The following is a 25,389-nucleotide window of genomic DNA, read 5'->3' on the forward strand; positions in this document are numbered from 1 at the left end:
GCTCAGGGCATCGGGGCGGGGGCGGGAGGGGTCCAGCGGCGGGTGGGGGGCACCGTGCTGCCGATGCCGAAGTCCTTCTTCAGCTGTTCGGGGATGGCGTAGTGCATGACCCGGCCGCGGGTGAGGGAGGACAGTTCGAGGACGGTCGTGAGGTGGCCGAGGCGGTCCAGGGCCCAGGCTCCCAGCGGCGAACGGTCCTCGATGGTCTCCAGTACGCCGAGCAGGCCGGGGACGGCCTTGACGACGCGGTCCCAGCCGGTGCGGGGGACGTGGAGCCAGTCGGCGCAGGTGTCGCCGACGAGGTGGCGGATGAGTGCGGAGACGATCGGGTCGAAGAAGGTGCCGGGGACGACCTCTTCGTAGAGGTCGATCAGCTGCCGGGTCAGGTGGGTTCCCTCGTCGGAGGGGCCCATGTGGCGGATCATGTAGAGGTCGAGGAACTGCCGCGCCTCGTCGAGGTTCGCGGGTACGGCGTCCTGGTCGACACCGAGCATGGCGCCGACGACGCGCCAGGCGTAGTAGTACGCCTCGGCGCCCTCGGTGGACATGTGGATGCCGAGCCGGTGCAGGCTGTCCAGGACGAGCAGGGAGAAGAACATCTGCCCGCCGATCATGTCCTCCTGGCAGATCGGCGTCCCCAGGGCCCCGGTGTCCCAGCGGCCCTCGCGTCCCAGGTGGTGGCGGATGGAGGCGTGCAGGAGACGGACCTTCTGGGCGGCGGGGATGAACCGGCTGCCGGCCTCGAAGGCGTCGGGCTGCATCAGGTAGACCGTGAACTGGCCGGTCTCCGCCATCCGCTTGGAGGGGTAGTTCAGGCCGTGGGTGGCGGACAGCAGCTTGGCCACGTGCGGCACGAGGTAGCAGGCCGGCATGGCGGCGAAGGACAGCGCGGTGCTGATGTGGACGTTGTTGTCGACGAAGAACAGCCGTGCCTTCTCCATCTCGCCCCAGTCGACCCAGGACGGGGGTGCGCCGGTGGTCTCCAGGTACTCGCGGGCGACGTCGGGCAGTCCGTCCGGCAGAGGTGAGCCTGCGGTGGAGACGTAGCGCATCAGGGTGTTGAACGTGCCGACTTCGCCGCGCTCGAACAGCGTGGCCACGACGGCGTCGGCGAGCTCGTCCCCGCTCCGGCGCAGGGCGTTCATCGAGGTCTCGGTGTAGGTCATCTCAGCGGTCCTTCCTTCCCGGACGGGCCCGCGCGGCGGTGGGCGGCGGCCGTCGTCCGGCGTGGGTCATGCGCGCCGGTCGGCGGCGCGGTGCGCGAGGGCCTCCAGGGCCTGCCGGGCCTGGGGTGACACGTCGTTGGTGCCGAGGTGGCGGACGGCTTCCCGTACGCGTGCGGTGATCAGGTCCTCCACCTGTTCGGGGGCCTTGAGCGCGACCATCAGCTCGCGGACGTCGCGCAGGTGCCCGTCGTCGAGGTCGCTGCGTCCCAGGAGGGCTGCGAGGTGCTCGCGCTGGGCGGGCAGGGCGGCCCGCCAGGCCATGGCCAGCAGGGCGGTGGGGCGGTTGCCCCGGATGTCGTCCAGGCTCGCCTTGCCCGTGCGCCCGGGATCGCCGAACAGGCCCAGGAGGTCGTCGCGCAGCTGGAACGCCTCCCCCAGCGGAAGCCCGTACGCGGTCAGGGTCTCGCGCAGCCGGGGGGAAGCGCCGGCGAGCAGGGCGCCGATGAGCAGGGGGTGTTCGACGGTGTACTTGGCCGTCTTGTAGCGGATGACCTTCAGGGACACCTCCGGGTCGGGCCGGGAGCCCGTGGCGAGGATCTCCAGGCATTCCCCGGCGATCAGCTCCCGCGCGAGGGCCGACCACATCGGGCGGGCCCTGGCCAGGTAGCCGGAGGGCAGGCCGCTCTCGGCGAACAGCTGGCCCGCCAGCGCCATCAGGTGGTCGCCGACCAGCATGGCCAGCGAGCGGGCGGCGCCGCGCGCCCCCGGCCTGCCGGCGAGGGCGGAGCGCAGGGAGACGTGGGGGGTGGGCAGGCCGTGGCGCAGCGGGCTGTCGTCGATGAGGTCGTCGTGGACGGTCGCCGCGGCGTGGACGAGCTCCATGGAGACGGCCGCGCGCAGCAGGGCTTCGCTGTCGGGCTGGCCGGCCGCCCGCCACCCCCAGTAGCAGAAGGCCGCCCTCATGCGCTTGCCGTGCCGCGGGGCGGTCCGCAGTTGTTCGGCGACCGGGTGGAGCGCGTCGTCGATCGCGAGGAGCCGTTGTGCCTCCGCCGCCAGGAACTCCTCCAGGAGCGCGTCGACACGGTGTTTGAAGCCGTCCGGGTCCCAGCCCTCAGACATCGGCGGCGGGGGCGGCGGCCTGCCGGGCCAGGACGTGCCGGGCCAGGATCTCCAGGTGGGCGGGGGCCGCCGGGGCGACGCGGTCCAGGGCGATGCGGCCCCGGGCCATCAGGTCCTGCTGCGCGTCCTGCACGAGCTCGGGGCCGTCGGACCGGCGCAGCAGCCTGTGCAGGGCCCCGACGGCCGAGCCGACGGTGCCCACCGCCAGGTCCGCCAGGCCGGCGGCGAGCAGCACCGCCTGCTCTTCCAGGCCCGGGTCTTCCGGAGACTTCATCCCGATCCTCCTGAACCGTGGGGCACATGCGGGCCCGGGGCACTTCCGCCATCAAGGTAGCGCCGTGCCCTCCGCGGCCCGCCGGGATTACTCCATCGAGTGAACGTACGAACAGGTGCGCATCGGCTACGGCGTCGCACGGAGCGGGCCGGTGGGAGGGGGGCGTACGGCTGCTACCGCTGCTGCGGACGGCCTGTCCTGCGAAGGGGCTGGGTGAAGCGTCCCCCGTGTCGTACCGGTGGAGTAGGCGCCGACGGGGCGCGTGGTGCGACAGGAGCCACCGCGACCGGTCGGGCCTCATGGGGTGTTCCCCGTCGCGGGCCGCCCCGGTCGGCGGACGCAGGACCGGGCCGGCGGCCGCCGCGGGGGCTGGATGGGGCGGGCCCCCGCTGGTTACATGACCCCCCGGGCCGTCTGCGGTCCGTACCCCCCGCCCCTGCTGCCGCTCGCACGGCCCGATGTGGCCGACCGCCGCCCCTCGTGCCCGTGAAGGACTGAGACCATGGCTGCCACCGCGTCGGCACGGCATTCGCTCGCGGCCGTCCGGGCCGCCGTCGACGCCCACCTGGACGACTACTTCGCCGGCAAGGCACGGGCCGCGGCGGACGACGGCATGCCGCCCGAAGTCATCGACGTCCTGCGCGGGTTCGTCCTCGGCGGCGGGAAGCGATTACGCCCCCTGCTGTGCGCCTGCGGCTGGTACGCGGCCGGCGGGACGGGCGACACCGGGGAGGTCGTCACGGTGGGGGCGGCGTTGGAGATGTTCCATGCCTTCGCCCTCGTCCACGACGACGTCATGGACCGCTCCGCCACCCGGCGCGGACGGGCCACCGTCCACGAGACGTACGCCGGCCGCTTCCGCCACGGCCGGACCCCCGGCGCCGCCGAACGGCTGGGCACCGGAGCCGCCATCCTCACGGGCGACCTCGCACTGGCCTGGTCGGACGAGATCCTGCACTCCGCCGGCCTGGACGGCAGCCGGCTCACGGCCCTCCTCGCCGTCACCGATGCGATGCGCACCGAGCTCATGTACGGCCAGTACCTCGATCTGTGTGCCACGGGACGGTTCGGCAGCGAACTCGGGTCCGCCTTCAGGATCCTGCGCTACAAGACCGCCAAGTACACCTTCGAACGCCCCCTGCACATCGGTGCCATCCTCGCCGGCGGCGACGCCCACGTGCTGCAACGGCTCACCGCCTACGCGCTCCCGCTGGGAGAGGCCTTCCAGTTGCGTGACGACCTGCTCGGCGTCTTCGGCACCCCCGGTACGACCGGCAAACCCTGCCTGGACGACCTGCGGGACGGCAAGCACAGCGTCCTCGTCGCCCTCGCCCTGCGGCACTGCGATCCCGCCCAGCGCGAGGCACTGCACCGGCTGGTCGGCCACCCTGCCCTGGACGAGAGCGGTGCCGGCGAGATCCGCGCCATCCTCGTCGCCACCGGCGCCCGCGCACGGGTCGAACGCATGATCCGGGCCCGCCGGTCCCGGGCCCGCCGCGCCCTGGCCGACTCCGGGCTCCCGGCCCCGGCCGCCGATGCCCTGCACCGGATCGCCCGCGCCGCGACGGTGAGGTCCTCGTGACCGGCGACCGGGACCACCGGGTCCAGGGCCCGCCCGACACCGCCCCGGAACCCCCGGACGGGTCCGCCGTCCCGCCGGCACCGGGCCAGCTGCCGGTCCTCGGCCACCTGGTCCCGATGCTCCGCGACCCGCTGGCGTTCCTGTCGTCCCTGCCGGCCGTCGGCGACGTCGTCGAGATCCGGCTGGGCCCGGTCCGGGCGGTCGTGGTGTGCGATCCGGGCCTGACGCACCAGGTCCTCACCGACGACCGGACCTTCGACAAGGGCGGGGAGTTCATCGAACGGCTGAAGGAGGTGATCGGCGACGGCGTGGGCCTGTGCCCCCACGGGCCGCACCGGCGTCAACGGCGCCTTGTGCAGCCCGCGTTCCACCCGGACCGGATGGCGCGCTACGCCGACGTGATGAGCGGGCGGATCTCCGACCTCGTCGGGGCCTGGCGGCCGGGACAGGTCCTCGACGTCTACGCCGAGATGACGGACCTCACCGCCGGCGTCCTCCTGGCCACCATGTTCTCGAACCCCCGGGCCGGCCGGGACGGGTTCGACGGGCTGCGCCGCGACACCACGGTCATCGTGGACGGCGTGTACCGGCGCATGCTGACCCCGCGGCCCCTGCTCCGGCTGCCCACCCCCGCCAACCGCCGCTACCGGCGGGCCGACGCCCGGCTGCACGCGAGCGTCCACGCCCTGCTCGCCGAACGCCGCGCCTCCGGCGTCGAGCACGGCGATCTCCTGTCCGCCCTCCTCGGCGCCCACGACGACGTCCCGGGGGCGGCAGCGGACCGGACCCTGTCCGATCCCGAGATCATCGCCAACGTGCTCATGTTCCTGCTCGCCGGGACCGAGACCACCGCCTCCGCCCTGGCCTGGGCACTGCACCTGGTCGCCGCGCATCCGCGGATCGAACACGACCTGCAGGCCGAGGTCGACTCCGCCCTGGACGGCCGCTGGGCCCGGCACACCGACCTGCCCCGCCTCGGTCTCGCCGGCCGGATCATCACCGAGAGCCTCAGGCTCTACCCGCCCGGCTGGTTCCTGACGCGGACCGCTGCCACGGCCACCCGGCTGGGAGGCCGCCGCATCCCCCGGGGTACGACCGTCGTCTACAGCCCCTACCTGCTCCACCGCCGTCCCGACCTCTTCGAGGAGCCGGAGCGGTTCGACCCCGACCGCTGGCTGCCCGACCGCCCGCCGCCGGACCGGCACACCCTGATTCCCTTCGGCAACGGGAGCCGCAAGTGCATCGGCGACACGTTCGCGACCACCGAAGCCACCCTGGCCCTGGCCGGGATCGCCTCCCGGTGGACGCTGCGGCACCTCCCGGGCCCGCCGGTGGCTCCGGCCAGGAGCGCCAGCCTGTACCCCCGCCGTCTGCGCATGCGCGCCGAGGCGCGGAAGCCCCTGTGATCCGGACCGTGCAACGGAGGTGGCCATGAGCTCGATACTGGACGGCAGGACTGCCGTCATCACCGGTGCGGCAGGCGGGATCGGTGCGGCCGCGGCCCGTGTGTTCAGCGCGTACGGGGCCCGTCTGGTACTGGCCGACGTCGACGTGGAGGGCGGGCGTCAGGCGGCCGACGCGGTCGTCAAGAGCGGCGGAGAGGCCGTGTTCGTCCGGGCCGACGTCACCTCGGAGAGCGACGTCGCCGAGCTGGTCCGCGCAGCGGTGGGCCACTACGGCCGGCTCGACTGCGCCTTCAACAACGCGGGCGTCGACGGGGAGACCGCCCCGCTGCACGAGTCGACCCGGGAGAACTGGGAGCGGGTGCTGCGGGTCAACCTCACCGGCGCCTGGCTGTGCATGAAGCACGAGATCGGCCAGATGCTCCGGCAGGGCGGCGGGACGATCGTCAACACGTCCTCGGTCGCCGGCCTGGTCGGCCTCGGCACCACGCCCCAGGCGGCCTACTTCGCCGCCAAACACGGTGTGGTGGGCCTGACCAGGCAGGCCGCCCTCGAATACGCAGGGCAGGGCATCCGGGTCAACGCCGTCTGCCCCGGGGCGGTCCGTACACCGCTGCTCGAATCCGCGATCCGGGCGGAGGTCATCACGGAGCGGGACGCCGTCGCGTACACCCCCGTCCGACGGCTGGCCTCACCCGAAGAGATCGCCGAGGCGGCCGCCTGGCTGTGCAGTGGCCTTTCGTCCTTCGTGACCGGCCAGGCCGTACCGGTGGACGGCGGCTGGACGGCGCAATGAGAGCCCGGGACGAACGCATCCGACGAGGGGAAGAAGCATGCCGCAGACGCCGATGAAGATCATGGGCGAGTTCCTCACGGCCCTCACCACGGGCGCCCTCGCAGAGGCCCTCGCCCTGGTCCACCCCGAGGCCACGTTCCGCATCGCGCCGGGGCTCCCCCACGCGGCGGACCACCGCGGTCCCGAGGGCCTCGCCGCCATGTACCGGGCCCTCTTCGAACACTACGACGTGCAGGTCCGGGACACCGACATGTGGCCCCTGGGCACGGAGCGGGTCCTCCTCAACGCGCGGGTCGTCTACACCTCCAGGGCCTCGGGCAAGGCCCTGCTCACCACCACGGCGGAGATCTACACCGTCCGGGACGGACTGGTCCGCGATCTCGACGCCTATCACAAGGATCCGGCCGCAGTGGCGGCACTGTGACCGGCGAGAACCGCCCGCGCTGGCCGGAACCGACGGCGCGCACCGTGCGATCGGTACTGGAGGGGGCGGCAGCCGCGCCCGCGCTGGCCGGCCTTCGCCCGCAGGTCTACGAGCTGGGCGCCGAGGGCCGGGGCCCCCACGTCCTCGGACTCGGGGCGCGCCTGGGATCCGCCCACCGCCGGCCCGGGTGGTCGACGCACGCGTTCCTGGAACTCACGGACCCCGATTACCCCAACCTCGGTCTGATCACCGTCTGCGACCGCCGGGACGCCGACGGCCGGCCGATGGCCGACCGCCGGCACCCCGTGCTGAGCACGCGCCTGGACGACCGCTTCGTCCGGCGGTTCATCACGACCGCCCGGCTCGCCCTGGCCGAACTCGATCCGACGGGTCTGTCCCGCGGTGTCGCGGTGATCCGCAACCCCGGCCGGACGACGGCCGGCGACACGCTGATCGTTCCCCTGTGGGTGGCGCTGCTCCTGCGCGGCTGCGCCTGGCGGACCCAGCTCGCCCTGGTCATCGTCGACTTCGGCGGATTCGAGCGCACGGCGCGGACCGCGGTACGGCTCGTCGGCCGCCACCCCCTCCACCTGTTCCCCGCGACGGGCACCCCCGCCACGGCACCGATGAGGCTGCCCGCCACCCTTCCCGGCCGGCCGCCGGACGACCTGGTGTTCTCCACGGCCACGAACGCGGGCCTCGCCGCCGCCCGCCGCCACCTCGGCCGGCACCGACGCGCCATGGAGGAGACCCGTGCCGGCAGATGAGCTCACCCACCTGCTGACCCTGCCCGAGCTGCGGCTCGTCCCCGGCGAGCGGGAAGCACCCTGGGGACCCGAACTCGACCGTCACGTGATCGAGTTCGCCCGTACGACGGGCCTGCTGACGACCGGAGCCGCCCTCCACCACTACGGGACCCAGCGGATCGGGACCATGTGCGCCCACGTCGTCCCGGGAGCCGTCGCCCGGATGCGGTTCCGCACCTACGGCGAGCTCATGATGTGGTTCTTCGTCTACGACGACTGGGCGGAGCAGCTCGGTCACCACCTCACGCCGAACGAGGTCTCGGCGGTCACGGACACCGTGCACACCTGGTTCGCCGAAGAGGACCGGGACGTCCGCGCCCCGGACCTGCCCGCCGCGCGGAGCATGCGGGGCATCTGGCACCGGCTCCAGCAGGACACCTCGCCCGCATGGCGCCGCAGGCTGCGTACCGAGCTGAAGCCCTACCTCGACACCGCCTCGCACGAGGCGGCCCTCGTCCGGAGCGGCGCCGTGAGCCCCTTCGGAGAGGCGAAGGAAACACGGCCGCTCGCCACCGCCGCACGGCCGGTGTTCACCCTCGCGGAGCACGCCTACGGCATCGAGATACCGTCGGACGTGGTGCGGCATCCCGTCCTGGTGCGGGCCGGGCACGTCACCACCCTCGGGATCGCCCTCGCGAACGACATCATCGGCCTCAAGGCCGACCTCCTGCGCGGCATCCGGGACAACCTCGTCCTGTCCCTCCAGGAGGAGTACGGCGGCGACCTGCAGCGCAACGTCGACCGGGCGGCCGCCCGGTACCACCGCGCGGCCGCCGAACTCAGTGCACTGCGGGCCCGGTTCCACTCGTCCGGCGGGCTGTCCGAGCCCGCCCTCGACGGAAGGAGCGACGTCTCCGTCCACCTCCAGATCCTGGAGGACTGGCTGTACGAAGGCATCAAGTGGCAGCTGGACAAGACAGACCGCTACAGCACGACCGTCCGCCTCACCGCGCGCGAGCACCCCAACCAGCTACTGGCCGTGGCCGCTGCGACAGGGACCCCGCCCCGCCCGTGAGCCCGGTGCCGGCGGAGTCGGCGTCGAGGCAGTGGTTCAGGCGTGCTCGTCCGACACCTGCCGGGCGGGCTGGACCGACCAGCTCGGCGGCTCGTCGCTGCCCGAGGCTTCGTCGCGCTCCGCGTCGGCGAAGGTCGCGTGGACCTTGTCCGGGGCGTGGTGGACCGGGGCGTAGACGGCGTAGAGCTTCAGGGGCTCGTCACCGATGTTGGTGACGTTGTGCCAGGTCCCGGCGGGGACGAAGACCGCCCAGCCGTCCTCGACCTCCCGGTCGAAGTCGAGCCGGTCCTTCGCGGTGCCCATCTGGACGCGTCCCCGGCCCGCGTCGAGCCGCAGGAACTGGTCGGTCTCCGGGTGCGCCTCCAGGCCGATGTCCTCGCCCACCGGGATCGACATGAGGGTCAGCTGGAGGTACTTCCCCGACCAGGCGACCGAGCGGTAGTCCGTGTTCTCGACCGTCGCCTTTTCGAGGTCGAAGCTCTGAGGGTCCGGCCCGATGTCCTTGATGGTCATGCTTCTCTCCCGGTCGGTGCAGGTGGTACAGGTGCGGGGCGGCACCGATGTGGCGCCGGGCCAACCCTCCCAGATCCGCGGGGATGTCGTGCCCGGACGCCAGCGACACACGAGCCGGACACGATGGGGTCGGAGGAGGACACATGGGCTGGTACGGATACCTGGCACTGTGGTGCGGGCTGTTCGGCTTGGTCGCACTGATCGGGTACGGACGGTCACTGGCCGGGGTGAACCGGGCCCGGCGGATGGTGCGGGTGGTCGGGCGGATCGAGCGGGTGGAGGAGCCCCGGCACGGGAGCTCCCCGAGCTCGGGGATACCGGTGGTCGTCTCCTTCCGCGAGCCGTCCACCCTGGAGGAGTTCACCGTGACCAACGACGGTGAGCGGGGCGACAGGATCACCGCGGCCTGGACGGGCCGGGAGGTCGGCGTCCGCTACCCACCCGGGAGCCCGCAGGCCTTCCGGTTCACCGGCAGCCCGGGGGCAGACGTGCGCGGGCTCGGCCGGCCGAACTTCGCGGCCTTCCTCGTCTACGCCGGCGTGGTGGTCGTCGTCGCGGTCGACCGGGGCTGGCCGTGGGCGCTGCTCGGCTTCGGCGGGCCGTGGGCCCTCTCCGGCATCTGGCACCTGCCCGGGAACGTGCGGGACATGAACCACCGTCTCGCCACGCTGGACTCCATGACCGCCGTCCCCGGCAGGGTCGTCGCCGTGATCACGAGCGTCAGCGCGGCCGACGACGACGGCCACGTCTCCACCCGCCCGGTGCCGGTCGTGGCCTTCGGCACCCGCGACGGCAGGGCCGTCACCGCCTACTGCGGCTCGGGGCTGCCGGACCCCGCCGGCTCCCGGGGCCGGGACGTCACGATCCACTACGCGCCCGACGACCCGGCCGACTTCACCCTGGACCCCGCGGCGGAACGCCGTTCCTGCAAGCAGGACATCGCCCACCACCTCCTGGGCCTGCTCGTCGTGCTGGCCACGACCGTCGTGGGGGCGGTCGCGCTGTGAAGCGGGCGGCGCTCACCGATGCCCCCCGGTGGGGCTATCGGGACCCCCCTGCCGTGGCACCCTGTCGCCGAGCCGTCATACTCCGGTCAGGGTGTACGTACCCGTGCCGTCCTGCCTGCCGCTCGAGTACTGGCGGATCAACTCCCCGTCCGCGTAGCGGTCGTAGCCCATCATGGAGCCGGTGTACTTGTTCTGCAGACCGATCTTCGGGCTGCCGGGTGCGTCGCGGTAGATGTAGAAGCGCTGGAGGTCGTCCTCCGCACAGGCGGCCGTCGTCAGGTAGGCCTGCTCCTGGTTGGCGATGGCCGCCGGGACGGTCGCGCATCCGCCGTTGCCCCAGTTCCACAGGGACGCCTCGAGGACTCCGTTGTTCTCCGTCACGTTGCACAGGCGCCAGTTGTCCAGGTGGGCGCTGAAGAACGTGGATTCGCGCAGGCGGATGCCGTCATTGGCCAGGAGCGGTGCGCTCCAGTTCAGCGGCTTGCCGGGGACGTCGATCCGGTAGGCGCCGGGCTGGCAGTTCAGGGCCGCGCGCGGGGCGGGTTGGGCGGCCTTCGTGTCCTGGGCGGCCGTGGCGGCGGCGTCCGCGTCGCGCTCGGCCCCGTCGGCCTTGGCCGAGGGGACGGGGCCGGCCCGGTGCTTCGCGGTCGCGGCCGGGGAACCGCAGTCGAGGAGGTCCTGTGCCTTGCGCATGATGCTGCCGGCCGGGACGGTGTCCTCGCAGCGGACCGCGCCCTCTTCGAGGGTGGTGTAGGTGGTGTAGCTGCCGCTCTCGGGCCCGTCGATCCACCGGGTGGCGTAGGTGCCGTTGCCGGTGCCGACGCGGTTGCAGTTCAGGCTGCCGTACTGCCCGGTGACCTTGCGGGTCCCCTCGTACAGAGCGTAGTAGCCGGGCCTGCGGAAGTCCCAGGAGATCGACTTGGACTGGCTGCTGGTGGTACTGGAGGAGATCTGCACGTTGAGGCCCAGGCTCCCGCCCACCTGGCCGAGCAGCTCGACCTGGAAGCTGCCCTGGATGTTGGCGGAGAGGCCGACCTGGACCGTGACCACGGTCTGTGTACTGGTCTCGATCGTCTGGGAGCCCGTTGACCCCTCGGTGACGTACCAGCCCTTGAAATGCGTGATCGTCGGGACGACCTGCGTGGACTTGATGTACGGGTAGCGCTTGCCGAGGTCGGCGGACGTACAGGAATCGCCGAGCCTGGGCTGACCGGCCGCCGGAGCGGCCGGCTCGGCCGGAGCCGCCGTCGGCATCGCCGTCGCCGTCGGGGCGGCCAGTGCGAAGGCGGCGAGCGCGGTGAGGACGGTCAGCCCGCTCCTCCGGAGTCCGGATGATCGTGAATGACGCATCGTGTTCATCCCCCTTCGACCGGTCTCCGCGTCGGGGCAGGCGGGAGTCCCGGCCGGTGGTGTGGTCGATGTGATGGTGAGCGGTTCTTGATCAGGTCGAACCTAGCGTCGGCAGCGGCGGAGTGACGACGACGGAATCGGACGGTCCGGGGGCGCGGCCCCTGTCCGGTCATGGCCCGTTCGGCAGGATGACCCCGAGTGGTTTCACCGGGATTTCATTGCGCAGCCCTAAGTCCCCGCAATCAGCGTGCGGAGGGCCGGTCGGCCGTGGATCCGCCGCCGTCCCCCGGCGTTCGGCGAGTGGCGGATCGGTTCCTCGTCATCCGCCGGCGCGGCCGACCCTCCCTCACATGATCACGGCATTCGGCCAATTCGCGGACTCCGAAACCAAACGCCTTGGACGGCCGGGGCGGCCCGGATGTTTGTGCGGTTTCCCGAATGGCTCTATGAACGACGGAAGCAGGCCGCCATCAGCACGGCGAGGGGACTCCGGCGAAGGCGGCCGGCCTGACCGGCTCACACGAAGAAGAGGATGAACATGTCCATATCTGGCTTACGTCGCCACCGCCCAGGGCGGGTCCGCAAGCCGAACAGGCTGCGCCGCGCCCTGTCAGGGGCGGCGGTGGCCGCGACGGCCGCCGCCGTCGCGTTCAGCGGTGGCACGGCGACGGCCGCCTCCACGCCCGCGCAGCCCGCCGACCGCGGGAGCGCCGTCACGGAGGGCACGACGGAACGCACCATCACGTCCGAGATGACCACGGTGCGGGTGACGGAGCTGGTCACCGCAACACCGGACGGCGCGGGCAACGTCACCGTGCGGCTGGCCGACGGGAAGACCCTTCCCATCCCGGCGGCCCACAAGGACCTCGTCATGCGCCGCGCCGCCCAGCAGGCCGAGAGCCGGCTCCAGGCCGCCGAGCCAAAACCGTGCGGCATCACCTGGGTCAGGCTCAAGGAGAAGCCCAACCACCACCCGTTCGCCATGGAGACCGGGTTCGACGTCCTGGGCGGGTCGGCCATCGGCTACAGGTGGCTCGTCACCATCAAGGGGCCGAACAACTACACCCACGAATACACCAGTCAGGGCAACCTCGCCCTGCGCGGCAGTTGGCAGGGTGGCTACACGAGCGACAAGAACCAGGACGAGGGTCTTTACACAGCTGAACTCGACGCCGGCGTGTCCCACTTCCAGTTCCTGAACGGCGACATCTGTGTAGCGGAGCCGGCGCGCAGGACGGAGCGCCTCACCAAGCCGAAGGCCGCGTGCCTGAAGATGCTGCAGGCCAATTCCGGCGACGGGTGGATCCTCAACAGCACCCAGCCGGTCAAGCACCGCAACCGGACCGACCCGACCAGCCCGGCCGGTACCCGAGCAGCCGGAGCCCAGGCCTGCCTGCGCAAGACGCTCGGCGACGGCAGCCTGGCTTCGGGGGACATCACCGGCTGGCAGGACGCGCAGGCCTTCGCCCGCCCTTACGCCGCTCCCGGCGCCCCGGCTCCGTACGGGCTCGCCCGGTGCCATCTGATCGCCAAGGTCCTCGGCGGGAAGGGGCAGACGGAGGACGGCGGGCAGAGCAACCTCGTCCCCTGCTGGCAGGTGGGAATGAACACCGGAACGCCCAGCATGCGGACCTTCGAGACGGACGTGAAGAACGCGGTCGATGCGGCCACCATGGGGCCGGATGACGCCGTCTACTACCAGGTGACCCCCCTCTACAAGGACGACGCCAGTACGATCCCCACGGGCGTCGCCATGAGCGCCGCGATCCAGCGGGCAGACGGTACACAGAGTTTGCTGCCCATCACCGGCGTCCCCAACACCAAGGGGAGCACCGGGCTGCTCAACCTCGGAAACTGACGTCAACCGGTTGGTGGTTGCGGGAGCCGGCATGCATCGCACCACCCCGCCGCGGCCGTTCGACGTCACCGCGCTCTTCCCCCGGCTGGCTCCGCTGGCGCGCACGGCGACCCGGCTGCACCCCCGCCCCGGATCGCCGTCCGTGCACGACAGCTCCGTCGGCGGGCCGCTGCTGTGGCCCGCCGACGAGCCGTGGCCGCACTGCGACGAGCCGCACGAGGGACACGGTGCGCGCACCGGCCCCTCGCCGGCGGACGTGCGGCTGCTGCGTCGCCACCGGGCGGCGATGGAAGACCGGCGGCGCCGCGAGCCTCAGGGCCCCTGGACCACTCCGGAAGAACTGGCGGCCGACGAGCGGCTCCAGGCCGGCCGGCCCTGGCCCGAGGGCCCGGCCGCCATGCTGCCCGTAGCCCAGCTGTACGTGCGGGACGTTCCTCGGCTCCGGACGCTCGGGCCGCCCGGGGCCGATCTCCTCCAGGTCCTCTGGTGTCCCTTCGACCACCCGGCGAACCCCCGGCCCGTACTGGTCTGGCGGTCCGCCGCCGAGGTCACCGATGTCCTCGGCGCACCTCCCGAGCCCTCCGCGATCCAGTTCGCCGACTACCTGCCCGATCCCTGCCTGCTCGCACCGGAGCAGGTCACCGAGTACCCGAACCCCATGGAGCTGAGCCGGGAGCTGCGGGAGCAGGTGGGCGACCGGAACCAGTGGCAGGCGGCCGGACCGGCGGTGGGCAGCTCCTACGGGCCCGCCCCGGAGGAGTTCTACCTGAACCACCTCTCGGTCTCCCCCGGCTGGAAGGTCGGCGGCTGGAGCAACTGGGGGCTCACCGACCCCGTGCCCCGGCGCTGTCCCGCGTGCGACACCGGGATGGACCCGCTGCTGACGATCGCCTCCACCGAATGGGACGGTGGCAGCGAGAGCTGGGCCCCCGTCGAGGACCGGGCCGGCGACCTGCCACGGGGAAGCCCCCCGGCGAACTTCACCGGGGTCGTCCTCGCCGGGGGCTACGGCATGCAGATTCACCTCTGCCCGGCGTCCCCGCTCCATCCGCACATCGCGCTGATCCAGTGAGCGTCGGTTCCGTGGGGAGGCTGACGGTCACGCGGGGGAGGAAGAAGCCGATCAGGGGTCCCAGGAGCAGGGCGACGAGGACGGTGCCGACGCCGACCGTGCCGCCGAGGAGCCAGCCCGCGGCCGCGACGGCGACCTCGATGACGGTGCGCACCGCGGCGACCGGCCGGCCGGTGAGGCGTACGAGGCCGGTCATGATGCCGTCGCGCGGCCCCGGACCGAACCGTGCGCCGAGGTAGAGGGCGTCGAAGAAGGCGAGGGCGACGAGGCCGAGGGCGAGGTAGCCGGCCTGGGCGGGCAGTCCGTGCGGGACTGGGAGCACGGTGGCGGTGGCGTCCGCGGCGAAGCCGACGACGGCGATGTTGAGGAGCGTGCCGGGGCCGGGTCTCTCGCGCAGGGGTATCCAGGCGAGGAGCACGAGGAGCGAGATCAGGTTGGTCGCCCAGCCGAAGGAGACGCCGAGTGTCCGTGCGGTGCCCTCCGTGAGGACGTTCCAGCTGGCCGCGCCGAGTCCGGACTGGACGAGCAGCATGACCGAGGCCCCGTACCCGGCGAGGCCGACCAGGAGCTGCGGGACGCGGCGGGTCGTGCGCCGCGTGCGGATCCGGGCCCCGGAACGGGTCCGGGAGGAGGCTTGTCCTGGGGCGGTGAGAGGAGGAGCTGAAGGTGCCATGCGGCAACCTTCCGTGGCATCTGGACCTGGATTCCATAGCCAGATTGGCTACGCTGGCCCGGGTGAAGACCAGTTCGCACGCGACCGCCCGCATGCTGGGGACCTGGCAGGAGGGGGCCGGGCCCGCGCACCAGCGCCTCTCCGACCGGCTCCGGCTGCTCGTTCTGGACGGCCGGCTGTCCCTGGGCACCGCCCTGCCGGGCGAACGCGACCTCGCCGCCGCGCTCGGCATCAGCAGGACCACAGTGGGCGTCGCGTACCGCACGCTGGTCGAGGACGGCTACCTCGCCACGCGGGCCCGCGCCAGGGCGACCGTACGGCTGCCCGACGACACACCGGCCGAGGAGGTCACGCGCACCGGCGTCGGCACGGACCCGGCGGTCATCGACCTGTCGATCGCGGCCCCGCCCGCACCCGTCGAGATCCTCCACGCCGCCTTCGCGACCGCACTCGAACAGCTGCCCAGGCACCTCGAGAAGCACGGGTACGACCGGTACGGAACCGCGGAGCTGCGTGAAGCCGTCGCCCGCTGGTACGAGCGGCGCGGCCTGCCCACGGCCCCCGACCAGATCCTGATCACCAACGGGGCGCAGCACGCGGTCGCCCTGCTGGCCCGCGCCCTGCTCTCCCCCCGCGACAAGGTGCTGATCGAGCACCCGACCTACCCGCACGCGATCAAGGCGTTCACCGAGGCGCGCGCCCGCCTGCTTCCCGTGTCCGTCGTGCCCTCCGGCTGGGACGTCGAGCAGTTCCTGGCGGCGGGCCGCGCCGCGCGTCTCGCCTACCTGGTTCCCGACTTCCACAACCCCACCGGGTCGTGCATGCCCACGGCGGTGCGCCGCGGTCTCAGGCTGGCCTGTCCCGCCGTCGTCGACGAGACCCTGACCGACCTCGTCCTGGACGGGGGACCGGGCCCGGAGCCGTTCGCGGCGCACACCCCCATGCCCGGGCCCACGGTCATCTGCGTCGGCTCCGTGTCCAAGAGCATCTGGGGCGGCCTGCGCATCGGCTGGATCCGCGCGGTCCCGTCCCTCCTGAAGCGCATCGAGCAGCTCCGGCCGGCGACGGACCTCGGCACTCCCGTGGTGGAGCAACTCGCCACGGCCGTCCTGCTCGACGCGCGCCGGACCCGGCGTTCCGACGCGCTCGCGCGGCTCGCCGCCCAGCGGGACGCCCTGCGCGGGGCGCTCGCCGAGCACCTGCCCGAAGTCCACGCACCCCGGACCGCGGGCGGCATGACGCTCTGGGCCACCTTCCCCGAGCCCGTCAGTTCCCGGCTCGCGGCCGTGGCCCCGGACCACGGAGTGGTCATCGCGGCCGGCCCGCGGTTCGGGGTGGGCGGCGCGTTCGAACGCAACGTCCGGCTGCCCTACACGCTCCCCGCCGACCGACTGGCCGAGGGGGTACGCAGGCTCGCGCGGGCCGCACAGGCCCTCGGGCGCGGCAGTACGGGGACCCACACACCGGCGCCGGTGGCCTGACGGGCTCGGGCGGCGCATCGCGTGGGTGTTCGCCCTCCACGCCGCGCCGGGGACCTTCAGGAGCTCGGCACGGAGCCGTGGGCCGTCAGGGTGGCAAGGGTGCCGTCGCGTCCGTATGACGGAAGTCTTACGTCCGGTCGTGGAACACCTCCCCGGCTCCCGGCACTGCGTAGCGTCCGGAGCATGCGCGTACTCGTCACCGGCGGAGCCGGGTTCATCGGCTCCCACATCGTCACCGCCCTCACGGACCGGGGGCACGACCCCGTCGTCCTCGACGCCCTGCTGCCCGCTGCCCACCCCGACACCCCGCCGCTGCCCGACGCCGAGTTCGTCCGGGCCGACGTACGGGACCCCGAAGCGGTCCGGGCGGCGCTCCACGGGGTGGACGCGGTGTGCCACCAGGCGGCGATGGTCGGGCTGGGGAAGGACTTCGCGGACGCGCCCGACTACGTCGGCTGCAACGATCTCGGGACGGCGGTGCTGCTGGCGGAGATGGCGGCCGCCGGGGTCCGGGAGCTCGTGCTCGCCGGGTCGATGGTGGTGTACGGGGAAGGCCGCTACACCTGCGGGCGGCACGGAACGGTCCGCCCCGGGCCGCGGCTGACCGAGGACCTCGACACGGGCCGTTTCGAGCCCCGCTGCCCCGCCTGCGGGGCGGAACTCGCTCCGGGCCTGGTCGGCGAGGACGCGCCGACGGACCCCCGGAACGTCTACGCGACGACGAAACTGGCCCAGGAACACCTGGCGGCTTCCTGGGCCCGCTGCGTGGAGGGCCGTGCGGTCTCGCTGCGCTACCACAACGTGTACGGACCGGGCATGCCGCGGGACACCCCTTATGCGGGAGTCGCCTCCTTCTTCCGCTCCGCACTGGCCCGTGGCGAGGCTCCCCGGGTCTTCGAGGACGGGGCCCAGCGGCGGGACTTCGTCCACGTGAGTGACGTGGCCTCGGCGAACGTCGCGGCCCTGGAGGCCGTCGGGGGCACGGCCGGCGGGGCGCTGACCGCGTACAACACCGGCAGCGGGGAACCGCACACGGTCGGCGAGATGGCGTCGGCACTCGCCTCCGCGTACGGCGGGCCCGCGCCGGTGGTGACCGGCGAGTACCGCCTGGGCGACGTACGGCACATCACCGCCGACTCCGCCCGGCTGCGCGCCGAGCTGGGCTGGCGTGCGGAAGTCGGGTTCGCCGACGGGATGGCCGGGTTCGCCCGGGCCGGTCAGCGGGCCTCGGCGGGCGTCATCGGCTGAGGCCTCCCGCGGACCCGGGGACCCGCGGGAGGCGTGGCGCGGGCCAGGCGACGGCGTTGCCGGTCGGCCCGCGCGGGGTTCGGGCCTTCGCGGGGTTCCGGCCCCCGTGCGGTGCCGACCTCCGTGCGGGCGGCCTCGGGGGACGACCGAGAGGGCTTACGCGGGGGCCGGGAGGGTCAGTTCGAAGCGGCAGCCGCCCGGCACGTTGCGGACGTCCGCGTGGCCGGCGTGCGCCTCGACGATGCCGCGGACGATCGCCAGTCCCAGGCCCGCGCCCGAGGGAGGCGTACGGGCCCGGCTCCCCCGCCAGCCGGTGTCGAAGACGCGGGGCAGGTCCTCTTCCGGGATGCCGCCGCAGGCGTCGGTGACCGACAGGACCACCGCGTTCGCCCGGCGTTCGGCCGCGATGGCGACGGTGCCGTCGGCCGGGGTGTGCCGGATGGCGTTGACCAGCAGGTTGGACAGCACCCGTGTCATCTCCTTGCCGTCGACCTCCACCGGCACCGGCTCCACGGCACCGCCCGCCAGGCGTACGCCGTGCTGCCGGGCCAGGGCGTCGGCGCCCGCCAGGGCATCGCCCACGAGGTCGTACAGGGAGATCCGGGTCGGGCTGAGGGAGAGCGCGCCGGCATGGATGCGGGACAGCTCGAACAGGTCGGTGACCATGGAGTTGAGCCGGTCCACCTCCGCGCGCATCTGCCGGTGGTACCGGACCGGATCGGCCACCACGCCGTCCTCCAGCGCCTCCGACATGGCGCGCAGCCCGGCCAGCGGGGTCCGCAGGTCGTGCGAGATCCAGGCGACGAGCTCGCGCCTGGAGGTCTCCAGGGCCCGCTCGCGTTCACGCGAGGCGGCCAGGCGCTCGCTGGTGAGGGCCAGTTCACGGCTCAGCGCCGCGAGTTCGGCGGGGGCCTGCGCGGCAGGAGCCGTGAAGACGCCGTCCTCACCGAAGTTCCTGGCCGCGCTGAGCAGTTCCCGGCAGCGCAGGACGACCTGCCGGCCCAGCAGCAGTGCGGTGCCGAGCGACACGGCGGCTGCCATGGCGACGACCGTGGTCACCACGGTGAGGTCGTGGGAGGACAGGAACATGGCCCAGGCTACGGAGAGGGTCCCCGCGAGCATCGCGGACACGGCGACCACCGTGACGACGGCCAGGGACGCGGCCACGCTGCGGCGGCGCAGTATCCGCAGGGCGACGGCGCCGAGCAGCCCGGCCGCCGCCGCGCCGAGGAACGCGTAGAGGGCGATGAGCAGCAGGTCACGCACGGCCGTCGTCCGTCCCGGGTCCCGTCGCGGTTGCCGTCGCGGTTGCCGTCGCGGTCCGAGACCGGTCGGACGGGTGCGGGCCCGCCTCGAAGCGGTATCCGGCGCCCCAGACCGTCCGGATCAGCTGCGGGTCGGCGGGATCCTCCTCGATCTTGGCCCGGAGCCTGCGGACGTGCACGGTGACGGTGGACAGGTCGCCGAAGTCCCAGCCCCAGACGTCGCGCATCAGCCGCTCCCGGTCACAGACCTGCCCGGCGTGCCGGAGGAAGTAGGCGAGCAGGTCGAACTCCCTCAGGGTGAGGGCGAGTTCCGCGCCGTCCTTCGTCGCCCGGCGAGCGGCGGGATCCACGGACAGTCCGGCCGCGGCGAGTCCGGGCTCGTCCTCCGGGAGCACGGTGGAGGCCCTGCGCAGGACCGACCGCACGCGCAGGACCAGTTCGCGGGGGCTGAAGGGTTTGGTGACGTAGTCGTCCGCGCCGACCTCCAGGCCCAGGATGCGGTCCTCTTCGTCTCCGCGCGCAGTGAGCATGACCACGGGAAGGGTGTGCGTCGCGTTCCCGTTCGCCCGCAGCCGACGGCAGACTTCCAGGCCGTCCATGCCCGGGAGCATCAGGTCGAGGACGACGAGGTCGGGGCGGTGGCGGGCGGCGGCCTCCAGCGCGGCCGGGCCGTCCGCAGCCCGGTGCACGGTGAAGCCGGCCCGCTGCAGGTACCCCGCCACGACCTCGGAGACGGTCGGGTCGTCGTCCACGACCAGGATCCGGCCCGCGACGCCCCCGCCCGGGGCGGGGCCGGGAGCGGAACCGGTGTCATTGCTGATTGCCATGCCCCCAGGGTGTCACCGCACCGTGCCGTGCGGAGCCGCGGCTGCCGCCGGGCGGCGCGGTGTCCGCGTTTCGTAAGGTCTCACGACGCCCTTCTCCTCCTTCCGGTTCCTACGGTGTGGAGGGTGACTCCTTCTGCTCGTCCGCCCCGCGCGGACCTCGTACTCCCCTGCCTCGACGAGGCCGAGGCGCTGCCCTGGGTGCTGGCGCGCGTGCCGTCCGGGTGGCGGGCCGTCGTCGTCGACAACGGCTCCACCGACGGCTCGGCCGACATCGCCCGCTCCCTCGGTGCCACCGTCGTGCACGAGGCCCGGCGCGGTTTCGGCGCTGCCTGCCACGCCGGGCTGCTCGCCGCCCGCGCCGAGTTCGTCTGCTTCTGCGACTGTGACGCCTCCATGGACCCCGGCCTGCTCGCTCCCATGGCCGAGCGGGTCGCCGCCGGGGAGGCGGACCTGCTGCTCGGCCGCCGCCGTCCCCAGGCGAGGGGTGCCTGGCCCGCCCACGCCCGGGCCGGGAACGCCGCCCTGGCGCGGATGCTGCGCCGCCGTACCGGACTGCGGCTGCACGACCTCGGCCCGATGCGGGTGGCCCGCCGCGAGGCCCTGCTCGGCCTGGAGCTGACCGACCGGCGCAGCGGCTACCCGCTCGAAATGGTCGTACGGGCCGCCGACGCGGGCTGGCGGGTGGCCGAGACCGACGTCCCCTACCTGCCCCGTGCCGGCAAGTCCAAGGTCACCGGCACCTGGCGGGGCACCTGGCACGCCGTCCGCGACATGCGCAGGGTCCTGGCCGAGCCGCCGGTCGCCCGGCCCGCACGCACCGGAGGGATCTCCGCATGAGCACCCTGCTCGTCATCGCCAAGGCCCCCGTGCCGGGCCGGGTGAAGACCCGCCTGACCGCGCATTTCACCCCGCAGCAGGCTGCGGACCTGGCGCGCGCCGCACTGGAGGACACCCTCGCGGCGGTCCTGGCCACCCCTGCCCGGCGGCGCGTCCTGGTCCTCGACGGACAGCCGGGGCCCTGGGTCCCGGCCGGCATCGAGGTCGTCGCGCAGTCCGCCGGCGGCCTGGACGTCCGGCTGGCCGCCGCCTTCGCCCTGGCCGCGGGACCGGCCCTGCTGATCGGCATGGACACTCCGCAGGTCACCCCGGGCCTGCTCGCGGCCGGGCTCGACTTCGCCGAGGCGGACGCCTGGTTCGGGCCGGCCGACGACGGCGGGTTCTGGGCGCTCGGCCTGGCCGACCCCGACCCGGCCCTCCTGCTCGGCGTCCCCATGTCCGTGGCACACACGGGGAAGGTGCAGCGGCAGCGGCTGACCGACGCGGGGCTGGCGGTGCGCGACCTGCCCGGACTGTGCGACGTGGACACCCCCGCCGATGCCCGGCGGGTCGCCGCCGCCGCACCGTGGACCCGCTTCGCCGCACTGCACTCCGGCCTGTGCGCGGTGACGGGATGACCGCCCAGCTCACCGAACCGTCGAGGTCGGCCTGGCAGGCCGACCCGTACTCCCACGCCCTGCGCGCCGGCCAGGGCCCCCTGTTCCTCCGGCGTCACGACGGCTGGCTGCTCCCCCTCGAAGTCGAGCGGTGGTGCGCCGGGCCCGACGCGGCCGACGACACCGTGCTGGCCCGGTGTACCGGCCCCGTCCTCGACATCGGCTGCGGGCCGGGCCGTCTGGTCGCCGCACTCGCCGGACTCGGACACGCCGCGCTCGGTGTGGACGTCACCCCCGAGGCGGTGGCCCTCACGGTCCGGGCCGGCGGCAGCGCCTTGTGCCGGTCCGTCTTCGAACCGCTTCCCCGCGAAGGAGGATGGGGCACCGTCCTGCTCATGGACGGCAACATCGGCATCGGCGGGGACCCCGGCGCACTGCTGCGCCGGACCGCCGCACTGGCCGCACCCGGCGGATCCCTCCTCGTCGAGGTGGCGGCCGCCGACGTCGACGAGCGGGTCGAGGTGTACGTCGAGGACGGCGCCGGCGGGCGCGGGGCGTCCTTCTGGTGGGCCCGGCTCGGCACCCGCGCCCTGTGCGGCGAGGCGAAGCCCGCGGGCTGGACCCCGTACGACAGCTGGCAGGCGGCGGGCCGGCACTTCGTGCACCTCACCCGCTGACCGGCGGGCCGCACGGTTCCGCCGGGCCGGGGTCCGCAGCAGTGCGGACCCCGGCCCGGCGGCCTGCGTCGCGGGGCCGGCCGTCAGGTACGGCGGCCGGCCCGCCGCGTCAACGCCCGCAGGACGGTGTACGCGACGGTGAACAGCACGGCGGCCCCCATGGCCAGCAGCCAGTTGCGCGGGTAGTCGAGGGGCAGCACGGTCGCGTTGGCCACGGGGCCGGGGCGCAGCAGCGGGGGGAGCGCGATCACCGTCAGGGAGCCCGCGACGATGAGCGCCGCACGCGGAACTCCGCGCAGGCGCCAACCCGCGACGGCGGCGAGGGCCCCGACCGCGCACACGAGCGGCGCGACGAACGCGTCGTGCACCACGACTGCTCCCCCGAGCCACACGGCGATCCGCCACGGCTCGGGCTGCCGGAGCAGCAGCCATCCGCCCCAGGCCGCGCACAGCAGCCCGATCCCGCCCGTCACGTACCGGACGCTCCTCACGCGACCTCCAGCCGGCCGACCCACTTGGTCTGGAGCACACCGGGCCGGTTCGGCGCGATGATCCGCGCCGGATAGCCGTGGTCCAGGGACAGCACGGCGCCGTTCAGGCGCAGCGCGAGCAGCGTGAGCGGGTCCTGCGCGTAGAGCCGGCCCATCTCCATCACCCGATAGGCGCCCGCTTCCTCGAGCGATACCACCCGGGCCCGTGAGCGCGGACCGCCACCGGCCCGCTCCAGGAGGTCCCTTACCCGTACTCCGGTCCAGTGCGCGGACTTGCTCCAGCCCTCGACGCAGGCGATGGGCAGCGTCACCTCGTACTGGGCCATCGCGCGCAGTTCGTCCAAGGTCAGCGCGTACGGGCGCGGACCCGTCACGGTGAGCCGCCAGTCGGCGAGCGAGGCCCGGGTGACGCGTGCGGCTGCCGCGGTCCTGTTCACCGGGAGCCCCTGTACCCCGTGGGAGGGGCTGCGGGGGGCGAACAGATCCAGCGGGCCCAGTGCGGTGACGGACTGTCCGACGGTGGTCAGCGTCACCGCTCCGACCGCGGCCGTGACGCCGAGGAGGAGCTGGCGCCGGTCCGGCCCGTCGGCTGCGGGCAGGGCCAGGGTCCCGGGGGACCGCCGGGTGAAGTGGTCCCGGATCTTCGGCCCTTGTACGGCCAGGTGCAGGAGCAGGGAACCGAGGAGGAGCCAGGCGACCGCGTAGTGCACGGGAACGAAGCTGAACGGCCACGGGTACCACTGGAAGGTGTTCAGGAGTCCGGTGAAGAGCTCGAACAGGGCGGCCGCGACGAGGACGGCCACGGAGATCCGCTCCACGGCGTGTCGCAGGGACCGCACCGGCGGCCAGGCGAACAGCCGCGGGTAGACCGTCCACAGCTTGGCCAGCAGCAGGGGGACCGCCGCGATCCCGGACGCCACGTGGAGGCCCTGGGTGACCCGGTAGCCCCAGTACGGGCGGCTCGGCAGCCGGTCGGCCAGCCACCCCGGCGGGTGCTGGAGGACGTGGCTCAGCACGCCGGTCGCGAAGCAGACGACCACGGCCAGGCCGAGGAGGCGGCCGATCGCGGTCGCCGTACGGGCATCGTGCAGGCGCGCCTTGAAGGTGACGGGCGGCCCCGGGGGCAGGGTGAGACGCATGCCCCCATCACACCCCCGGCGGGGCCCGCGCAGGCCGCCGAAACACCTTACGAAACGGGGACGCCCGCAGCGCCACCGATCACCGGAGGTCCGCCTCCTGGGACCCTTGCCCGGGTGAAAGCCCTCTCCGTACGCACCGCGCCCGTTGCCACCCTGCTCGCCCTCGCCGCCCTCACCGTCCTCACGGCGCTCCTCGCCCTCACCGTCCGGTACGGGGGGTACTTCAGCGACCCGGTGGGCCTGTTCTGGTGGTACGCGGCCTCGTGGGCCCTCTTCGCCACGGCCCTGGCCGCGCTGCGCCGGGTCCCGGGCCGTCACGTCGGGTGGCTGGTCGTGGCGGGGGCCGTCGCCGTCACGGTGACGGGGCTGCTGGGACCGCCCCGCACCAGCACCGACTCGTACCGCTACGCCTGGGACGGCCGCGTCCAGTCGGCCGGCATCTCCCCGTACGACCACGCCCCGCAGGACCCGGCCCTCGACCGGCTGCGCGACCCCTGGCTCTTCCCCACCGGGGTCGCGTGCCGGGAACCCGGTGTCGCCCCGATCCCCGGCGCCGGGGGCGCGCCCCACTGCACCCGCATCAACAGGCCGGCCGTCCACACCATCTACCCTCCCGTCGCCGAGGCGTACTTCCTGGCCGTCGACCGCCTCTCCCCCGCCGGCGCCCGGCACAAGCCGCTGCAGATCGGTGCGGCGCTCACTTCACTCGCCGTGACGGGCGCACTCCTCCTCGTCCTGCGACGGCGCGGCGACGACCTCGGCAGGGTCGCGTACTGGGCCTGGTGTCCGGCCGTCCCCCTGGAAGCGGTCAACAACGCGCACATCGACGTGCTGGGCGTACTCCTCGCGGTTGCGGGCCTCGGACTCGTGGCCTCGCGCGCCCTCACCCGGCGGGCGGCGGGCGGGGTGCTGATCGGCGCCGCCGTCGCGACCAAGCTGATGCCGGCCGTCGTCCTGCCCGGCGCACTGTCCGGGGTCCGGCGTGTCCGTGACGCGGCCGCGGTACTGCTGCCGGCCGCCGCCTTCGCCGTCCTCGCCTACCTTCCGTACGTCCTCCTCTCGCACGGATCGGTCTTCGGCTACCTCGGCGGCTACGTCGAGGAGGAGGGCTACGACGACCCCTCGGCCGGGTCCCGCTACTCGCTCCTGCGCCTCGTCCTGCCCGGAACCTGGGCGCTCCCGGCGCTGGCCCTCGTCCTCGCGGCCGTGGCCCTCCACGTCATGCGGCGCGGCGATCCCCGGCGCCCCTGGAGCGGCGCCCTGCTGGTCACCGGCTGGGCCTTCGTCCTCCTGACGCCCGGCTACTCCTGGTACGCCCTGCTCCTGATCGCCCTCGTGGCCCTGGACGGACGCTGGGAATGGCTCGGCATCCCCTTCGCGGGCGCCGCCGTCTACCTCCTCGGCCCGACCTTCGGCTTCCACCAGACCTTGACCAACCTCGCCTACGGCTCGGCAGCCGCCCTCGTCCTCGCGATGAGCCTGCTCCGACGCCGCCCGGCCTCCGGAGGCGGAGGCCCTGCCGCGACTCCCCGTGCCGCCGCACTCGGATCCGACCACATCCGGGGGCGGACATGAGCTGGAGGACCCCGGCGGGTCGAGCGGGGGACGGCCGGTACCCCGGTGCGGGGCCGGCAGCGCCGCTCCGGCCAAGGCCGTGATACCCCGGGGAGCGTTGCCGAGGAAGACCGGGCACAGCCCCGGCACGGGGCGGTGGCGGACAGCGACGTCCGCATCAAGCCGATTCCACGACCCGTTGGGGGGCCTGCCGGG

At 73.6% G+C, this 25,389-nt stretch carries 25 protein-coding genes; 15 read left to right on the top strand and 10 right to left on the bottom strand.

Annotation, left to right across the window (positions count from 1 at the left end):
* Window positions 1–2: 2 nt before the first annotated feature.
* From ACIPW5_RS22600 to ACIPW5_RS22610, 3 genes are all read right to left on the bottom strand, one after another.
* Window positions 3–1,166, bottom strand: a complete 1,164-nt coding sequence (locus ACIPW5_RS22600; RefSeq protein ID WP_401247648.1) for an oxygenase MpaB family protein — start codon at window positions 1,164–1,166, stop codon at window positions 3–5.
* 66 nt (window positions 1,167–1,232) lie between these two features.
* Window positions 1,233–2,285: a polyprenyl synthetase family protein gene (locus tag ACIPW5_RS22605; RefSeq protein ID WP_401247650.1), complete on the bottom strand. Its 1,053-nt coding sequence runs from the start codon at window positions 2,283–2,285 to the stop codon at window positions 1,233–1,235.
* Window positions 2,278–2,559, bottom strand: coding sequence for a polyprenyl synthetase (locus tag ACIPW5_RS22610; RefSeq protein ID WP_401247653.1), 282 nt, complete (start codon window positions 2,557–2,559; stop codon window positions 2,278–2,280). Before ACIPW5_RS22610 ends, ACIPW5_RS22605 begins: the two co-directional genes overlap by 8 nt.
* 502 nt (window positions 2,560–3,061) lie before the next feature.
* Between ACIPW5_RS22610 and ACIPW5_RS22615 the strand changes: the two genes are divergently transcribed.
* From ACIPW5_RS22615 to ACIPW5_RS22640, 6 genes are read left to right on the top strand one after another with little or no spacing between them, the layout of a single operon-like run.
* The gene (locus ACIPW5_RS22615) at window positions 3,062–4,141 is read left to right on the top strand and encodes a polyprenyl synthetase family protein (RefSeq protein ID WP_401247656.1); all 1,080 of its coding nucleotides are present in this window, start codon (window positions 3,062–3,064) and stop codon (window positions 4,139–4,141) included.
* Window positions 4,138–5,547, top strand: coding sequence for a cytochrome P450 (locus tag ACIPW5_RS22620; RefSeq protein ID WP_401247659.1), 1,410 nt, complete (start codon window positions 4,138–4,140; stop codon window positions 5,545–5,547). The genes ACIPW5_RS22615 and ACIPW5_RS22620 overlap by 4 nt, the downstream gene beginning before the upstream one ends.
* Before the next feature lie 25 nt (window positions 5,548–5,572).
* The gene (locus ACIPW5_RS22625; protein ID WP_401247662.1) at window positions 5,573–6,340 is read left to right on the top strand and encodes a glucose 1-dehydrogenase; all 768 of its coding nucleotides are present in this window, start codon (window positions 5,573–5,575) and stop codon (window positions 6,338–6,340) included.
* A gap of 37 nt (window positions 6,341–6,377) precedes the next feature.
* Window positions 6,378–6,764 carry a nuclear transport factor 2 family protein gene (locus ACIPW5_RS22630; protein WP_401247665.1) on the top strand — a complete coding sequence of 129 codons (387 nt, stop codon included), beginning with the start codon at window positions 6,378–6,380 and terminating at the stop codon, window positions 6,762–6,764.
* Window positions 6,765–6,808: 44 nt separating this feature from the next.
* Window positions 6,809–7,531 (top strand): hypothetical protein, encoded by a 723-nt coding sequence (locus tag ACIPW5_RS22635; RefSeq protein WP_401247667.1) that lies wholly within the window; start codon window positions 6,809–6,811, stop codon window positions 7,529–7,531.
* A complete protein-coding gene (locus tag ACIPW5_RS22640; RefSeq protein ID WP_401247670.1) occupies window positions 7,518–8,585 on the top strand; it encodes a terpene synthase family protein in 1,068 nt (355 codons plus the stop codon). The genes ACIPW5_RS22635 and ACIPW5_RS22640 overlap by 14 nt, the downstream gene beginning before the upstream one ends.
* 36 nt (window positions 8,586–8,621) lie before the next feature.
* On the opposite strand, the gene ACIPW5_RS22645 is transcribed toward ACIPW5_RS22640, so the two are convergent.
* The gene (locus tag ACIPW5_RS22645) at window positions 8,622–9,098 is read right to left on the bottom strand and encodes a cupin domain-containing protein (protein ID WP_401247671.1); all 477 of its coding nucleotides are present in this window, start codon (window positions 9,096–9,098) and stop codon (window positions 8,622–8,624) included.
* Between the two features lie 143 nt (window positions 9,099–9,241).
* On the opposite strand from ACIPW5_RS22645, the gene ACIPW5_RS22650 reads away from it, so the two are divergent.
* Window positions 9,242–10,105 carry a DUF3592 domain-containing protein gene (locus tag ACIPW5_RS22650; RefSeq protein WP_401247674.1) on the top strand — a complete coding sequence of 288 codons (864 nt, stop codon included), beginning with the start codon at window positions 9,242–9,244 and terminating at the stop codon, window positions 10,103–10,105.
* Window positions 10,106–10,180: 75 nt separating this feature from the next.
* Here the strand turns inward: ACIPW5_RS22650 and ACIPW5_RS22655 are convergent, their stop codons facing one another.
* Window positions 10,181–11,455: a hypothetical protein gene (locus ACIPW5_RS22655; RefSeq protein ID WP_401247676.1), complete on the bottom strand. Its 1,275-nt coding sequence runs from the start codon at window positions 11,453–11,455 to the stop codon at window positions 10,181–10,183.
* Between the two features lie 538 nt (window positions 11,456–11,993).
* On the opposite strand from ACIPW5_RS22655, the gene ACIPW5_RS22660 reads away from it, so the two are divergent.
* Together ACIPW5_RS22660 and ACIPW5_RS22665 are read left to right on the top strand one after the other, a co-directional pair.
* A complete protein-coding gene (locus ACIPW5_RS22660; protein ID WP_401247679.1) occupies window positions 11,994–13,313 on the top strand; it encodes a DNA/RNA non-specific endonuclease in 1,320 nt (439 codons plus the stop codon).
* Window positions 13,314–13,344: 31 nt separating this feature from the next.
* The gene (locus ACIPW5_RS22665; RefSeq protein WP_401247681.1) at window positions 13,345–14,385 is read left to right on the top strand and encodes a hypothetical protein; all 1,041 of its coding nucleotides are present in this window, start codon (window positions 13,345–13,347) and stop codon (window positions 14,383–14,385) included.
* Here the strand turns inward: ACIPW5_RS22665 and ACIPW5_RS22670 are convergent.
* A complete protein-coding gene (locus ACIPW5_RS22670) occupies window positions 14,294–15,058 on the bottom strand; it encodes a YitT family protein (protein ID WP_401247684.1) in 765 nt (254 codons plus the stop codon). The genes ACIPW5_RS22665 and ACIPW5_RS22670 overlap by 92 nt on opposite strands.
* A gap of 62 nt (window positions 15,059–15,120) precedes the next feature.
* Between ACIPW5_RS22670 and ACIPW5_RS22675 the strand changes: the two genes are divergently transcribed.
* Window positions 15,121–16,539 carry a PLP-dependent aminotransferase family protein gene (locus ACIPW5_RS22675; RefSeq protein WP_401247686.1) on the top strand — a complete coding sequence of 473 codons (1,419 nt, stop codon included), beginning with the start codon at window positions 15,121–15,123 and terminating at the stop codon, window positions 16,537–16,539.
* Window positions 16,540–16,722: 183 nt separating this feature from the next.
* Window positions 16,723–17,787 (top strand): NAD-dependent epimerase/dehydratase family protein, encoded by a 1,065-nt coding sequence (locus ACIPW5_RS22680; RefSeq protein WP_401247688.1) that lies wholly within the window; start codon window positions 16,723–16,725, stop codon window positions 17,785–17,787.
* 156 nt (window positions 17,788–17,943) lie between these two features.
* Here ACIPW5_RS22680 and ACIPW5_RS22685 read toward each other — a convergent pair whose 3' ends face one another.
* Both ACIPW5_RS22685 and ACIPW5_RS22690 read right to left on the bottom strand, forming a co-directional pair.
* Window positions 17,944–19,053 (bottom strand): sensor histidine kinase, encoded by a 1,110-nt coding sequence (locus tag ACIPW5_RS22685; protein WP_401247691.1) that lies wholly within the window; start codon window positions 19,051–19,053, stop codon window positions 17,944–17,946.
* Window positions 19,046–19,879 (bottom strand): response regulator transcription factor, encoded by an 834-nt coding sequence (locus ACIPW5_RS22690; RefSeq protein ID WP_401247694.1) that lies wholly within the window; start codon window positions 19,877–19,879, stop codon window positions 19,046–19,048. The genes ACIPW5_RS22685 and ACIPW5_RS22690 overlap by 8 nt, the downstream gene beginning before the upstream one ends.
* A 123-nt stretch (window positions 19,880–20,002) precedes the next feature.
* Between ACIPW5_RS22690 and ACIPW5_RS22695 the strand changes: the two genes are divergently transcribed.
* Genes ACIPW5_RS22695 through ACIPW5_RS22705 form a run of 3 tightly spaced genes read left to right on the top strand, consistent with a single transcriptional unit; the run spans window position 20,003 to window position 21,989 of the window.
* A complete protein-coding gene (locus ACIPW5_RS22695) occupies window positions 20,003–20,716 on the top strand; it encodes a glycosyltransferase family 2 protein (protein WP_401247696.1) in 714 nt (237 codons plus the stop codon).
* Complete coding sequence (locus tag ACIPW5_RS22700; protein ID WP_401247699.1) at window positions 20,713–21,333, top strand: DUF2064 domain-containing protein; 621 nt, start codon at window positions 20,713–20,715, stop codon at window positions 21,331–21,333. Before ACIPW5_RS22695 ends, ACIPW5_RS22700 begins: the two co-directional genes overlap by 4 nt.
* Window positions 21,330–21,989: a methyltransferase domain-containing protein gene (locus tag ACIPW5_RS22705; RefSeq protein ID WP_401247702.1), complete on the top strand. Its 660-nt coding sequence runs from the start codon at window positions 21,330–21,332 to the stop codon at window positions 21,987–21,989. Before ACIPW5_RS22700 ends, ACIPW5_RS22705 begins: the two co-directional genes overlap by 4 nt.
* 83 nt (window positions 21,990–22,072) lie before the next feature.
* On the opposite strand, the gene ACIPW5_RS22710 is transcribed toward ACIPW5_RS22705, so the two are convergent.
* On the bottom strand, window positions 22,073–22,480 hold the full coding sequence (locus ACIPW5_RS22710; protein WP_401247705.1) for a hypothetical protein: 408 nt from the start codon (window positions 22,478–22,480) through the stop codon (window positions 22,073–22,075).
* Window positions 22,477–23,619, bottom strand: a complete 1,143-nt coding sequence (locus ACIPW5_RS22715) for a molybdopterin-dependent oxidoreductase (RefSeq protein ID WP_401247708.1) — start codon at window positions 23,617–23,619, stop codon at window positions 22,477–22,479. The genes ACIPW5_RS22710 and ACIPW5_RS22715 overlap by 4 nt, the downstream gene beginning before the upstream one ends.
* A gap of 114 nt (window positions 23,620–23,733) precedes the next feature.
* On the opposite strand from ACIPW5_RS22715, the gene ACIPW5_RS22720 reads away from it, so the two are divergent.
* Window positions 23,734–25,194, top strand: a complete 1,461-nt coding sequence (locus ACIPW5_RS22720) for a glycosyltransferase 87 family protein (RefSeq protein WP_401247711.1) — start codon at window positions 23,734–23,736, stop codon at window positions 25,192–25,194.
* The last annotated feature ends 195 nt before the right edge of the window (window positions 25,195–25,389 follow it).

Source organism: Streptomyces sp. NPDC090077 (assembly GCF_044747545.1).
GTDB lineage: Bacteria > Actinomycetota > Actinomycetes > Streptomycetales > Streptomycetaceae > Streptomyces.

Coding starts and splice junctions, on each gene's coding strand:
- ACIPW5_RS22690 (WP_401247694.1), bottom strand. CDS start 19,879: ATGGCAATCAGCAATGACACCGGTTCCGCTCCCGGCCCCGCCCCGGGC.
- ACIPW5_RS22700 (WP_401247699.1), top strand. CDS start 20,713: ATGAGCACCCTGCTCGTCATCGCCAAGGCCCCCGTGCCGGGCCGGGTG.
- ACIPW5_RS22630 (WP_401247665.1), top strand. CDS start 6,378: ATGCCGCAGACGCCGATGAAGATCATGGGCGAGTTCCTCACGGCCCTC.
- ACIPW5_RS22655 (WP_401247676.1), bottom strand. CDS start 11,455: ATGCGTCATTCACGATCATCCGGACTCCGGAGGAGCGGGCTGACCGTC.
- ACIPW5_RS22660 (WP_401247679.1), top strand. CDS start 11,994: ATGTCCATATCTGGCTTACGTCGCCACCGCCCAGGGCGGGTCCGCAAG.
- ACIPW5_RS22715 (WP_401247708.1), bottom strand. CDS start 23,619: ATGCGTCTCACCCTGCCCCCGGGGCCGCCCGTCACCTTCAAGGCGCGC.
- ACIPW5_RS22650 (WP_401247674.1), top strand. CDS start 9,242: ATGGGCTGGTACGGATACCTGGCACTGTGGTGCGGGCTGTTCGGCTTG.
- ACIPW5_RS22605 (WP_401247650.1), bottom strand. CDS start 2,285: ATGTCTGAGGGCTGGGACCCGGACGGCTTCAAACACCGTGTCGACGCG.
- ACIPW5_RS22705 (WP_401247702.1), top strand. CDS start 21,330: ATGACCGCCCAGCTCACCGAACCGTCGAGGTCGGCCTGGCAGGCCGAC.
- ACIPW5_RS22665 (WP_401247681.1), top strand. CDS start 13,345: ATGCATCGCACCACCCCGCCGCGGCCGTTCGACGTCACCGCGCTCTTC.
- ACIPW5_RS22615 (WP_401247656.1), top strand. CDS start 3,062: ATGGCTGCCACCGCGTCGGCACGGCATTCGCTCGCGGCCGTCCGGGCC.
- ACIPW5_RS22600 (WP_401247648.1), bottom strand. CDS start 1,166: ATGACCTACACCGAGACCTCGATGAACGCCCTGCGCCGGAGCGGGGAC.
- ACIPW5_RS22670 (WP_401247684.1), bottom strand. CDS start 15,058: ATGGCACCTTCAGCTCCTCCTCTCACCGCCCCAGGACAAGCCTCCTCC.
- ACIPW5_RS22680 (WP_401247688.1), top strand. CDS start 16,723: ATGCGCGTACTCGTCACCGGCGGAGCCGGGTTCATCGGCTCCCACATC.
- ACIPW5_RS22625 (WP_401247662.1), top strand. CDS start 5,573: ATGAGCTCGATACTGGACGGCAGGACTGCCGTCATCACCGGTGCGGCA.
- ACIPW5_RS22610 (WP_401247653.1), bottom strand. CDS start 2,559: ATGAAGTCTCCGGAAGACCCGGGCCTGGAAGAGCAGGCGGTGCTGCTC.
- ACIPW5_RS22645 (WP_401247671.1), bottom strand. CDS start 9,098: ATGACCATCAAGGACATCGGGCCGGACCCTCAGAGCTTCGACCTCGAA.